14 protein-coding genes are annotated in these 13,119 nt (G+C 41.3%); 11 read left to right on the top strand and 3 right to left on the bottom strand.

Translation table 11 applies throughout. From position 1 onward, the window contains the following. The 11 genes from CVN76_RS24790 to CVN76_RS24750 all read left to right on the top strand — a co-directional run. A partial coding sequence (locus tag CVN76_RS24790; RefSeq protein ID WP_232732466.1) for a hypothetical protein occupies positions 1 to 745 on the top strand: 745 nt, incomplete at its 5' end. Beyond that, positions 729 to 1,547, top strand: a complete 819-nt coding sequence (locus CVN76_RS24785; RefSeq protein ID WP_100533442.1) for a hypothetical protein — start codon at positions 729 to 731, stop codon at positions 1,545 to 1,547. The genes CVN76_RS24790 and CVN76_RS24785, both read left to right, overlap by 17 nt. Before the next feature lie 84 nt (positions 1,548 to 1,631). Further along, positions 1,632 to 1,796 (top strand): hypothetical protein, encoded by a 165-nt coding sequence (locus CVN76_RS31250; protein WP_155645490.1) that lies wholly within the window; start codon positions 1,632 to 1,634, stop codon positions 1,794 to 1,796. Positions 1,797 to 1,818: 22 nt separating this feature from the next. After that, positions 1,819 to 1,983, top strand: a complete 165-nt coding sequence (locus CVN76_RS31245; RefSeq protein ID WP_157805791.1) for a hypothetical protein — start codon at positions 1,819 to 1,821, stop codon at positions 1,981 to 1,983. A 98-nt stretch (positions 1,984 to 2,081) separates the two neighbouring features. Beyond that, a complete protein-coding gene (gene asnB / locus CVN76_RS24780) occupies positions 2,082 to 3,857 on the top strand; it encodes an asparagine synthase (glutamine-hydrolyzing) (protein WP_100533441.1) in 1,776 nt (591 codons plus the stop codon). After that, entirely contained in the window at positions 3,847 to 4,689 is an 843-nt protein-coding gene (locus tag CVN76_RS24775; RefSeq protein ID WP_100533440.1) for a multinuclear nonheme iron-dependent oxidase, read from the top strand. The genes asnB and CVN76_RS24775 overlap by 11 nt, the downstream gene beginning before the upstream one ends. Then, a complete protein-coding gene (locus CVN76_RS24770; protein ID WP_157805790.1) occupies positions 4,676 to 5,845 on the top strand; it encodes an aKG-HExxH-type peptide beta-hydroxylase in 1,170 nt (389 codons plus the stop codon). Before CVN76_RS24775 ends, CVN76_RS24770 begins: the two co-directional genes overlap by 14 nt. Before the next feature lie 62 nt (positions 5,846 to 5,907). After that, positions 5,908 to 7,182: an MFS transporter gene (locus CVN76_RS24765; protein ID WP_157805789.1), complete on the top strand. Its 1,275-nt coding sequence runs from the start codon at positions 5,908 to 5,910 to the stop codon at positions 7,180 to 7,182. After that, on the top strand, positions 7,179 to 8,426 hold the full coding sequence (locus CVN76_RS24760; protein WP_100533437.1) for a M16 family metallopeptidase: 1,248 nt from the start codon (positions 7,179 to 7,181) through the stop codon (positions 8,424 to 8,426). Before CVN76_RS24765 ends, CVN76_RS24760 begins: the two co-directional genes overlap by 4 nt. A 9-nt stretch (positions 8,427 to 8,435) precedes the next feature. Then, complete coding sequence (locus CVN76_RS24755; protein WP_100533436.1) at positions 8,436 to 9,650, top strand: M16 family metallopeptidase; 1,215 nt, start codon at positions 8,436 to 8,438, stop codon at positions 9,648 to 9,650. 193 nt (positions 9,651 to 9,843) lie between these two features. Continuing rightward, positions 9,844 to 10,125: a hypothetical protein gene (locus tag CVN76_RS24750; RefSeq protein ID WP_061142670.1), complete on the top strand. Its 282-nt coding sequence runs from the start codon at positions 9,844 to 9,846 to the stop codon at positions 10,123 to 10,125. An 81-nt stretch (positions 10,126 to 10,206) separates the two neighbouring features. On the opposite strand, the gene bioA is transcribed toward CVN76_RS24750, so the two are convergent. The 3 genes from bioA to CVN76_RS24735 are packed head-to-tail and all read right to left on the bottom strand — an operon-like array spanning position 10,207 to position 12,856. Continuing rightward, positions 10,207 to 11,589: an adenosylmethionine--8-amino-7-oxononanoate transaminase gene (gene bioA / locus CVN76_RS24745; protein ID WP_100533435.1), complete on the bottom strand. Its 1,383-nt coding sequence runs from the start codon at positions 11,587 to 11,589 to the stop codon at positions 10,207 to 10,209. Continuing rightward, positions 11,586 to 12,293, bottom strand: coding sequence for a dethiobiotin synthase (gene bioD, locus CVN76_RS24740; protein ID WP_100533434.1), 708 nt, complete (start codon positions 12,291 to 12,293; stop codon positions 11,586 to 11,588). The genes bioA and bioD overlap by 4 nt, the downstream gene beginning before the upstream one ends. Further along, positions 12,272 to 12,856 (bottom strand): biotin transporter BioY, encoded by a 585-nt coding sequence (locus CVN76_RS24735; protein WP_100533433.1) that lies wholly within the window; start codon positions 12,854 to 12,856, stop codon positions 12,272 to 12,274. Before CVN76_RS24735 ends, bioD begins: the two co-directional genes overlap by 22 nt. Positions 12,857 to 13,119 lie beyond the last annotated feature (263 nt).

The raw sequence follows: 13,119 nt of genomic DNA, 5'->3' as shown, positions 1-13,119 counted from the left end.
GGTACTTATAGGCGGTTTTCCAGTCGATTCTGTGATATTCAGTAACATCCTTTCTGATAGATCGAAAAGAGCTTCCCGAATGATATATTCCCAGTTTGGAATCAAGACTACGATAGCATTGCCATATACCGACAAAGATTCTAAATTATTAGCCGATTATGTAAGCTTGTTATCGGAATTGAATATTGATCAAGTAATACTGAAGGTTGGAACGTGGGGGATCAATCATTCGTTCATGGATCCCGGTGGCTTCCAGCATCAGGATCAACAATCAATCGAGGGTTTACAATCATGGATTTCCGAATTCAAAGAATATCATGACATTCCGATTTATTTACATCCCATTAGACAATTATCACTGCCCCTCGAGTCATTTTATAAAAAGGTAATCACGGAGTTAAGCGGTTTACATGTTCCTTTATCCATCGATTTGGGACTGGTATTATCGGACTGTAAAAATTGGGGAAAGAAGTATAAAAAAGAAATCCTCGCATTGCTGAGGAGTAACCCTTCCATATCAATGTTTTGGTTAAGCGCTGTCAGGAAAGCTGGTGATGCTTTCATCCCGTGTGCTTGTGAAAGTGTCGATGATCAAATATGGGAGATGGTTGATCTTTTGATAGGTGAAGATGCTTCACTGATCTTAATGACCGACAGACTGTCCAGTGAAACCCAAATCACTTCGGATGTAGAAAAACTAATGAATGCAAAGGGAGCTGTGCCTAAACATGAATACTACGGTTAAGCCTGAGCTGGCGTTACAGGATTTGCTGGTAAAAATGAGCATCGATCCTAAGTGGAGTCCAGATATCAAGGATGGCAAATTCCAGCAAACAGTAAAAAAAATGAATAAGGAAGGACTTCTTCAACTAAATGTAAGTGCGTTCCACTCAGAAAGAAAAGGAAGATGGCTACAGATTCTAGCCCACTTGACACCGATGTTTTCCATGGGCATTCCCTTGTTGAAGGATGAATTAAAATGCTCCAGTGATAATGAATTGATGGAAACGGATGTATTTAACGAATTCTTTTCATCTCCTTTTTTATGGAATATCGAATTCAGCATTCCTCATCCATTGGGCTATGGCAAAGGTATAGAAAAGGCGACTGCTTTCATTTACTTTCTTAGATCTTATAAGGAGATGCTTCCGCTAAAACTAGTGGAACTTTTCGAATTGGAATATGCCATATTCAAAGCTTCTTATAAATTGCCTAGCAAAAATACTTCCTTTTTGGTTGGAAAGCTCTATAAGAATACTTCAGCGACAATCATGAAAACGAATTACGATGTCTTGAGTGTAATTGAGGGCTGTGCCGACTTTCATGAACTATTGCCATGCGATTCTTTTTATATCATCTCGCCATTAAATAAGACTTATAGAATAAATTCAGATTACTATCATCTTTTAGCTTCTTTTGAGGAAGGTCATGAAACGGATGATCTTACTGATGGTGAGCGGAATATAATAACTTCCGCTTTAAAACTCAGAATACTATGCGCAAACCCAGTGGATATTGAAGAACAGCTGATTGCCCCTAAACGATAGGCTTCATTTGTTTAGTACATGGATATGATTTGGCGCACCAATCTATAATAAATGTTACTACATAGTGGGAAAGGAGGAATATTTATGGATAAATCAATCAAAAACCAAGACTTACAAACTGATAAAAAAGAACTTTCATTAAATGAACTTCAAGAGCTTGTTGCTCCCGGTTTTCTTGAGGCGAACCCAAATGGCGGCTTGACGGATGCCGTGCTTGGCCAGTTGCTTGGACCACGTACTGATAACTAATTCGGAAGGAGGCAAGGATCATATGAAAAATACGAAGAAGAATCCCGAACTTAATACAGATAATAAAGAACTTTCATTGAATGAATTGCAAGAACTTGTCGCTCCTGGTTTTCTTGAAGCGAATCCGAACGGCGGCTTGACGGATGCCGTATTAGGTCAGCTGCTTGGACCGCGTGTAGATAATTAAACAGTATGAAAACTAGTATGTAAATTTATTATTTTGGTGCGCCATATCATATCCATGTATGCATTTGCGTATTATCATGTTCGATTTGGAGGTATAACATGTGTGGAATATCGGGTTTTTTTGGAAGGGAAGATAATAAACCTATCTATGTAAAAACTTGTTTAAATGAAATGGAGCATCGAGGACCTGATGATTGCAGCATTGTGGAATTAGATGAAATCGTCATGGGAACAGTTAGATTGTCGATTAGGGATTCAAGTGAAAAAGCGAATCAGCCATTCGTAAGTTCCTCTGGCCGGTGGATTATCACCTTCAATGGGGAGCTAAATAATTTTCAACAATTGAGGCATGAGCTGAACCGTTGTTGGGTGACGGAATGCGATACAGAAGTCCTGGCAGAGCTTTTTGAAACGTATGGGAAAGAAGGGGTGCGGAAATTAAAGGGGATGTATGCCATCGCCGCTTTCGACACGCATACGGACAAGCTTTTCTTAGCACGTGATTTCCCTGGAATCAAGCCGTTATATTGGACAAAAACGGAAACTGGCGCATATATCTATGCTTCGGAATTCCCTGCGCTCCTTAATACGTTGAAAGTCTTGAATGAAGATTGCAAAATGACGGAAGCACAAGTGTATGAATATCTCATGTACCGGGATACCCTGCTTGAACCCAATACCTTGATAAATTCCATTAAAAAGGTCTCTCCAGGGGAAATTCTCGAATTAAGTCTTGATAAAGAGGCCCTTTCAGATAAGGTGTCAGGTGTCCATGAAAAAAACGAGCCCTTAGATTTAGAAAGGCTTTTCACGAAGGCCATTACCAGCGTAATTGAACCGAAACAAAAAATGGGGATGTTTCTTTCAGGAGGAGTGGATTCTAGTACCGTTTTATCAGAAATGGTATCGCAAGGAGCCGAGGTGGAGGCATTTACTCTAAGGTATGAAAAAACAGGTGAATTCTCTTATTCTGAAGTGCCCTTTAGTAAGTATGTCTGTGAATTTTTGAATGTACCCCTGCATGAAGTGATTCTAACGGAAAAGGATTTTATTGAATTGTTGCCCCAAGCGTTAGCCAACCAAGACGGATTATCGATGGATCCGACGATAGTCGCTTATTATGCTTTAGGCGAAGCGGCAGAAAAAAGAGGTCTGAAGGTTGTTATTACCGGCACAGGAAGCGATGAAATATTCGGAAGCTATGATTGGCTGCATTCCGATACAATAGAACGGTTCGATCATTGGATGAAATCGGCTACGACCAAAAGTCTTTTAAGGATGGATGAACAAGTCTGGAAAAATATAAGTGATTCAAGTTTTCTGGACAGAAAACATAAAATTGAAACATTTATCTCTGTTGGAGGAAATTTAGGCGATGCGATCCGGCTATTCGGCTTTTATCATTTAGAAGCTGATGCACTGCCGCGGGTCGATCTTGGGACCATGAATTCCTCAGTGGAGTGCAGAGTGCCTTTGCTTGACCAAGATTTTGTCCAGGCTGCCCTATCCATGCCGCCCGATAAGGAAAAAAGCCTTTTTCGCAGTCTCAGTAAGAATAGAATCCCCATTGAAATACAGCAAAGGCCAAAATGCGGGTTTCCGCATCCTGTATTTATATGGATGAAGCATGGCCAATTAGGACGGGTTGCTTATGACTTTTTAAAAATAAGTCAGCTGAAAGACGTGATCAATTTTGAGGAATTAGATAAATTCCTGAATGATGGCTCAAGCCTTTTAGGTAGGAATCCTTCTGCCCGCTTATATGATGTGGGGAGCTCGTTCTGGTATATATATAGTTTTGCACTATGGTGTGAGATACATAAGGTAAGATTACCTAATTTGAAGAAGTGTAAGGAGGTATATTATGAAAACTGAAACACAACTGGCAAATGAAGTGATTTCAGGGAAAAGATTAGGGATCGGAGTGGCTTGGATAGACTCTCCGGAATATTTGGACTTTATAAATAAAGAGTTGGATCCTTCCTTCCACTATATTGAGGTGCACCTCCCATCGAATATTGATAATGTGCCATCGAATTTCGAGAAGATCGCTCATTGCAGCACGCTGCCATTGGCCGATTTACATGAACCGACAAGAAAGATAATAAAGGATGTTTTCCATCAAGCCAAGGAAATTGAAGCCCATTGGATAGGCGAGCACCTTTCAATTTTGGGAACGACGGATGGGCTTCAATTCGGTTATATTTTTGCTCCGATAAAAGATGAAGACCTGAAGGATAGAGTGATAAGAAGGATAAAAAGATATCAAGAAACCTATGGAATCCCATTTGTCATCGAATTAGGCCCCCGCTATCATGATTGGGGCGGAGTCGATGTTCTGGAGGACTATACCTTACTGAAAGAGATTTCCATTGAAGCCAATATTCCAATCATTCTCGATATTCCTCATACATGGGCAACAGCCAAAGCCTTTAATAAATCATTCGAGGAATTGTTAAGCCTCTTAAAAGGGGCCCATATTGCCGAAATTCATATTGGGGCAAGTGGCGTATCCAAAAAAGGGCAAATCTCATTTGAACAAAGCTGGAATCAGTTGGTCATTTGCCTTGAAATGTTCCCTGAAGTTAGGGGAATTACAGTCGAGCTGGGAAAAAGTACGAAAACGGAAGACTATTGCAATACAATAAGGGAAGTATCTAAAAGGTTCCAAAGCAGTAAATGGAGGATAAATGATGAAAACAATTGATTTTAAGAATTTATTGACTCCGGCTCCTTCTAATATTGGAAGGGATGTTCATAAACAATTACTTTCTCTCAGAAATATTAAAGCGTTAGAGCTAATCCTTCAATCAAACAAGGAGGAAAATCTAAATTGGCTGGGAAAGGCAATCGACCTGCTCAAGACCTGCGATGCAGCGGAAAGGGATCATGTCCTTAATAAGCCATATGTTTATTTATGGATTGAAAAGTATAAAAACTTCACTTCCATGGGCGAAACCGAAAAGCAAACTTGGATTTGGAATGGATTTGTGCACATATTCTTACAATTGAACAAAAGGGTAAATCCTGTGCTGGAAAGTTTAAGGCTCAGATTTACCGTGAAACCAAAGGATATTTTTTTCTTGAAGGACATGACAGAAAATCAAGCTGCTAAAGAAATCTTGGTAATAAGCGAAAATAACCACATCACTTTTGAAGTGGAAAATGTGCTGTACAGTTTCGATGTTCATGACTTTCATAAAGCCTTTACCCTTCCATTCATTACGAACGAAGTTTTTTGGTTTGAGGAATATGTGAACATTGCATCCTCTGCGGAATTGCGCATGAATATGGAAATAACTGAAGTAGTGTCCGAAGACATTAATAACTCCTTTGAAGAAGCGTTGCAATTAATCAAGATCAGCTGGCCAGAAATGTTTGCCGAGATTGATGGAAACATAGAGAATATCGTATTCTTCAACCCGCCTGGTCTGCCGTTCTTTTCCGATTTTCGAGTGCATGGAACCATCTTTGCCTGCCATGTTGCAAGACCTGTGGTGAAAATTGCTGAATGGTTAATTCATGAAGCAAGCCATAATAGATTGAATACAATCATGTGCGCTAGGCCCCACATTTTTAACGATATGAAGCCAATTTACAATTCACCATGGAGAGATGAATTAAGGCCGTTATACGGTATTTATCATGGGTGTTTCGTCCATTGCAGAGTATTGCATTTCTATCGGCTATTGAAGAAAAAACGGGCCACCTACAATGGAGTATTAATGGAAGCGGAAATAGAGAGAATCGGCGAAGAGCTGCAATTGGGTTTATCCACGATTAAAGAACATGCATCATTGTCTCCTGATGGTGAAGCGCTTGTACATGATATGCAAAACTTGGTTATGGCTGATTCCAAGTAAAGATTGAAACTTGAAAGTGATCGATGGTCATTACGGCATCCAAATTAGTTGGGGGTATCTTATTGCATTTATTTCATCCATTTAAGAAATACACACCATTATTAAATGAAAAAAGGTTTACTTATTTATGCTTATCGGAGTCTTTTTCTACCCTTGGGAATATGGCCCAAGGGATAGCCCTAGCAGCATATATTTTCACCTTATCACAGTCGATATTCATCTTTGGTCTATATCTCATCATTCGTTTCGCCCCGCAATTCTTACTATTTTCGATAGCTGGGAATATAGTTGATAAATATTCAAGACGGTTCACCTTAACGATCATCAATCTCTTGTTGGCTCTTTTGACATGTGTAATGGCTTTTAATGCTCATAGTACAACCATCATCCTTATTATCACGCTTCTGATTGGAATCATCGAGCTGCCTTATCATCCTGCACTGTCCTCAAGCATTCCAGCATTGGTGAAGAAAGACCAGCTAGGGCTAGCTAATGGTCTAATCGGGATATTGACAAGTATAGCCAGAGTGATCGGTTCAGCTATTGCCGCTTTCGGATTATTAAATGACACTGTAATCGGTTTATTGATTTTCAATGCGGTTACATTTTTCATTGCCGGAATGATAACATGGACGAAGCTCCCCACTGCCAATGAAGATAGTGACCGAGCCCAAATGAAGGGGAATGAGGAAAGTGACGATCTTGAGCAAAGCGGGTTAAGCACTAGCATTACCTATATCCAAAAACACTCGGTTCTAAAAAACCTGATTTTCGGCTCTTTTTTGGTTTGGGGATGTCTAAGTATCACAGATGTTTTGTTAGTGCCCTTATTGAATTCCACGATTCAAGGGGGAGAGAAGTATTACGGGATTTATCGGTTCATTGCAGCCCTAGGCATGTTAATTGGGAATTACTTGGCTGTTCCTTGGAGAGAACGATATTTATCCTTGAAAAGAACTAAATATGGATTTGTAGTCCCGTTAGTCATTTTATCATTCAGCAGTATCGGCATTGCTTTCTCCCCACTCATATTAGGTCCGATATTATATTTGTTTTTATGGATAGCGATGTTTTTGCCTTCCAATCTCTTGAATGTTGAACTTCAATCCACCCCTAATAACATTAGGGGCAAGGTCATTTCGATAGCGGATGCATTGGATGGAATTCTCTTTATCTTGTTAACGGGTCTTTTACCTTATTTATCTCATTTCATAAGCGTGAAAAAATTGCTGATAGCCGCATCGATACCCTTCGTGGTGATAAGCTTGATTTTAACCTATAGGTTTATAAAATCGGTTTATATCAATAAAAAGAATAAAGGCTTGGAGTTAACATGAGAAATGATTTTGTCACAAGGGAACAAGGGAATTTCAGCTTTCATCTTTTGCCTTCGGAGAAGTATGTTCAAACGACGATCGCCGTGAGAATCTATTTGGATCTTGATGAGAAAATGACTACGGGTGCTGCATTACTGCCCTACATATTGCTTCATGGAAGTGAACGATTTAGAAATGACTTTATCATCCAATCAAAGCTGGATGAAGAGTACGGAGCGAAACTAGGAGTCTCCATTGATAAAAAAGGCGATAAGCAGGTTTTATGTTTATCGCTAAAGTTTTATAATCAAAAGCATAAGATGATCAAACCGGAAATTTTGACAGTGTTACTTGATTTATTAACCCAGCCATTAATTACTAAAAAAACCGTTGAACTTGAAAAAAAGCTCCACTCACGAAGAATCCAAAATGAGATTTTTAATGCGTATCATTATTCGTATAAAAAGAGTTTTCTATATTTACAAGGAAATCAACAAAAATTGTATCTAGATCAGGTAGGTTCGATAGGTGATATCGAAACGTGGAATGAGTCAAAGTTGCGGAATCTCCACCAAAAGATACTTCAAACAGCCCCCATACATTTATACGTTATCGGTGACATTGATGAAGAAGAGGTGTTGGAACAATTAAGCAGCTGTTTATGCGGAGGAGTCGAAGAATCGGAGCGTTCCATGATACCTCCAACACCCGTGCAAAGCCCTGTAAAAACATATCATTGTGAAAAATTCCAGTCCAAACATGCCATAATCACAGCATGTTCCAGTACTGGTGGAATAACCTTGAAAAGCGAAAAATACCCGGCATTGGTGGTGTTCAACCGCCTTTTAGGCGGGTTCCCACACTCGAGGTTATTCATGAATGTAAGGAACCAGCTCCAAGCAGCTTATTCGATCATAAGTATATTGGATGCAATCAATGGCCTTCTGTTCATCCAAACGGCCATTGATCCGGCTTCTGAAGAATTGGTCCTTAGGAAAATATTTGGTGAAATCAAGTCGATAAAAGAAGGAGGCTGCACCCAAGAGGAATTGGAGGCGACAATCAAAACATTGAAAAATAGTTACAAGCTTTCTCAAGACTCTCCCGTAAGTTTAATTGATTTTCATCAAAATGGGATAATCAGCGGGAAAGTTAGGACCATGACTGAAATGATTGATTGCATCGATCGCATCGAATTACAGGACATCCAGGAAGTGGCGCAAGTTTTTAAAGGCTATTCCATTTTTACTTTAGGAGAGGGATAGGGATGACCCATGGTTATTGGTAGTCATATCGAAAAAAAGAACATAAGCGGATTGGACACTCTGTTGGTCAATAAAAAAGGTTTTCTAGAAAACTTCATTCTCCTATCGGTCGGATTTGGAGGGATGGATAGCCATTTTCAGGATGAATGGAATAGGAAAATCCCCTATGGAACTGCACATTTTTTAGAGCATCTCATTATACAAAATGTGCAGTTCGACGCCATATATAGATTTGGTGAAATAGGGGCTTCTCTAAATGCCAGTACGAATTTCGAAAGTACATCATTTTCCATATCCTGTACGGAACAGCTTGAATTAAATATTCAAATGATTCTAAAACTTGTCCAGTCGATTTCCATAACAAAGGACATCGTGGAAAAAGAAAAAAAAATCATCAAGCAGGAGTTTATGCAATTACATAGTAATAGAAAAAACAGCTGTTACACCCATCTATTGTCTGATTTATATGGGGGAGAAAGCGGGTTGGCACAGCCGATCATTGGCAATTCAGGAAGTATAGAATCAATGGATGCCTGCATGCTGCAGAAGTGTTTTCAAAAATTCTATTCAATAGAGAATATGAAAATCATCATCATAGGAGAATTAAATCCTGAAGAGGTCTATGACGTCATCGAACGTGCGCTTGCAAATTCCCCAGTAAAAGAAAAAGAACGTTTTTCGCCATTCATACCAGTCAAAAGAGAGAGCCTGAAAATCGAACAGATTAATAGCACTCAATCTGTCCTCTTCTGGGGGAATGCAATCACTTATGGAAATGATGCTGGGAATCCTTATAACGATATCCGTAAGGAATTCAGCATTAGAGTCGGGTTGGAAATTCTTTTCGGCAGGACCTCCGAATTTCAGCAAAAAATCCATGGCCAGGGTTTAATAGATGGAAGCATCGATGTCAAATGCGAATTTTCAAATAGATATTGCTTTTCGTTATTAAACACAATCACAAACAAGCCATCAGACGTGATGGAAGAAATCGATAAAACAAAAAAAGATATACGGAAGAGGAGTATCGGTGATGTTGAATTTCTAATTTCGAAACGAAGGATTATCGGAAGGATAATCGATGTATATGATCACCCAGCAAAGTTAGCCAATTCGATCCTCCATTATTCCATTAGAGGGATGGATTTTTCCAATGTTCTTGACGTAATGAATCTAATTACAAAAAAAGAGGTCATGGATGCAATGGATTCCCATCTGTTATAAGGAAAGGCGAGCGACAATAAATTCCTTTAAATTTGTTCAATGAGTCACTTGGAGAAGTACTGTTCATGTTGTTGGCAGTAGCCAGTTTGAATTTACCCTGGAATGAAAAAAAGGGCTCCGTAATATAGTCATGGAAAATATATATAAAGAAGTTAACACAACTCATTCCATATAAAATCGTCAGGAGATACTCATGAAACGACTGCTTGCTCTATGCATATCGCTGCAAATTGCCTTCGTCCTGCTTTACATCACGGGAATTCTTCCTGAGTTGAACGCTTATGCCGGTGCCATCGTTTGCTTGATCATTGGGTTTGCAAGTATGGTGCTCAGCTTATATTCGGCAGGCAAGAAATTCAGCTTGGGTGTTTCGTTCTTGGCATTCATCTTTTCCTTATTCATCATTTGTTTCACCATTTTCATTTATTTCCTGCCAGAAGCGGGAATGCCTCCTGTAATTCCTTTGTTTGATTGAAGCTTAAACAAGGCACAGGGAGCAGGATGGGGAACCACAAAAAACCGGAACGATGGACTTGTTCCGGTTCTTTGTGGTTTTTCAATGAGCGGCTGGAAGCAATCCTTTTTCGATGGCCACTTCTTGTATCGAGCGGTAAACCGTGTCGACCATGGCATTCAATTCCTCTTCCGTCATGGCCAGGATTGGCATCATCGTGATGACGGGGCCAAGTTCGCGGATGATCAGGCCATTTTTGCGTGCCTTATTGATGATTCCGGAAACGACGTTCTCTTGAAGGGAGAACGTTTCTTTCGTATGGCGGTCTTTGACGATTTCCACTCCTATCATCAGCCCGCGCTGGCGGATATCGCCGACGATGGGCAGTTCGTATAGCGCCTGCAGTTTTTTTGTAAGCTGCCTGGCTTTCTTCTGGATGTCATGTATGAGCCCGCGCTCCTCCATCAGTTCGATGTTCTTCAGCGCCAGTGCGCAGGCTAGCTGGTTACCTGTATAGGTATGGCCGTGATAAAAGGTCTTATGCTCCTCACGCTCTCCCAGGAAGGATTGGAAAATCCGATCATTCATGATGGTCGCCGCAAGCGGCATATAACCGCCAGTGATTCCTTTGCCCATGCACATGATATCCGGGACGACATCTTCTTGCTCGCAGGCGAACATCGTACCTGTACGCCCGAATCCTACGGCCACTTCGTCACAAATCAACAGGACATCATACTGCTTGCATAACATTTCGACTTCCTTCAAAAAGCCATCTGGATGGGTGATGATGCCTGCCGCTCCTTGAACTAACGGCTCGATGATCAATCCGGCAATTTGTGCGGCTTGCTGCTGCAGCAGCTTCTCCAGTTCATTCAGGCAATGGTTTTTCACCGCTTCTGCATCGAAGTATTCAGTCATGTGATAGGCATATGGCGAAGGGACGGAGATGCGTTCGAATAAGAGGGGCTTGAAGATCCTATGATATAGGTCCATGCCGCCCACGCTTACAGCTCCAACGGTATCTCCGTGGTATGCTTCGTCGAGGGAGACGAATTTGTTTTTATGCCGATGCTTGTTTGGATCGATATTTTGCCAATATTGATAGGCGACTTTAAGGGCGATTTCGACAGCCGCAGATCCCGTGTCAGAGTAGAAGACCTTGGATAAATGTCCGGGTGTGATCTCCGCCAGTTTTTTTGCCAGCAAGATCGAAGGAACATTGGCAGATCCGAGCAGCGTCGAGTGCGCGATTTTGTTCACTTGGGCAATAAGGGCGCCATTGAGCTCCGGCTCATTATGGCCGTGGACATTCACCCATAGGGATGCATAGCCGTCGAGATAGCGATTGCCATCCACATCAATCAGGTAGCTGCCCTCACCGCGCTCGATGATTAACGGCTTGCTTTCGCGATACGTTTTCATTTGGGTGAACGGGTGCCAGACATACTCCTTATCCCATTGCTCTAATTCGATATGGTTCATGCATGGAACACCTCTTTCAGTTGTTGGATATATCCTTGGTCGCCAAGGAGATCAAGGATTTGGGTCCTCAAGTCTTTTCTGACATCGGGTAAAGTGGGTAGGCAGGCAAGCCGCTTGAGACCTGTCAGTTTTTCAATCGTTTGGATATTGTCGCGATGGATCAGATTCTCTGGCCGGTAATGGTTATAAGCAATCGCTTTAACGGTAACATCATGGGTGCGGGCATATGATTGCGCCGTCACGACTTGATGAATCGCACCTAATCCACAAGTCGATACGAATAGGACAGGCATTTCGCAATCCTTGATGAAATCCTTCGTCATATAGAAATCATCCCCCCGTTCAATGAGCGGTACTGCCAATCCACCTGCACCTTCGACGAGAACGATGTCATACAGGCCCTCAAGCTCACGGACCCTTTCCACGGCTTTTTTCTCATCGATTGGACTTCCCGTCAATTTAATCGCCAAATGCGGTGAGGTTTCAGGCTCAAGGGTGTAGAATCCTGGATTTTTAACACCGAGTTCTTGCTCGAACCAGGAAATGTCGGGGTATGTATGATTTTCAACATTGATTCCGGTTTGGAAAGGCTTGAAAATCGTGACGCTTTTCCCCAATGTTTGAAGTGATAGGTAAATGGCACTGGTGATGATCGTTTTCCCGATATCCGTTCCGGTTCCGGTTATAAAGTAGGCTTGGCCCATGGATGATTCAGCTCCTTAACGTTGATATATCTTGATAGGCGCGGACGTACTTGCTTGATGATGACGGCACATAGTATGCACAGCAATAAATCACCGGGTGCCGGTATGAAGAAACCATAAAGCAACGTTTGGTAAAGGGATAGCGGCGCTTCGGCCATCCACTTCATTGCTCCATACAGCCAGACGCAGCCGACTAAGTAAACGGTCAGCAATGTGGCAACATTGGCAAGGAAAATGGAACCGATCGCCGAGAGATTGAAGCGGTTGATCAGCCATCCGTTGACATAGGCGCCAAGGATATATCCGAGCAAATAGCCGAAAGTGGGCTTGAATAGATACCCCAATCCCCCGCCCTCCGCGAACACCGGCACCCCGAGGAGTCCGATCCCGACGTAGCATAATATACTGAGTGACCCAAGCCGGGGCCCAAGCAATGCTCCTGCCAAGTAGACCGCCAAAATCTGCAGCGTGAATGGTATGTAAGGGACAGGTATTTTAACGGCGGCGCCAATTGCCGTTAACGCAGTAAAGAGGGCAACATAAGAAATCGATCTTGCTTTCAAGTCAATCACCTCCTTTTTTAAATAATGGGCAGGCAAAATGCCCACTACTAGTTTGCCTGATTGATATTTTATATGTCAACTAATTTATTATTTAGTTAACATATAAAGACTTGATGCGTAGCGATTAAAAAGGGGATAAAGGAAAATAGTGAGAATTTGTGCTTGGAAAATATAGTGGTTGTATGATATTATTCGTAAATGTGTTAACTATATTATATTTAGGTTAACATATAACCAGATTGGGAGGTTCGTTTATGATTGGA

Source organism: Bacillus sp. mrc49, from assembly GCF_002803435.1.
The sequence above is the reverse complement of the archived record's forward strand: the minus strand, read 5'-3'. Positions and strand labels throughout refer to the sequence as shown.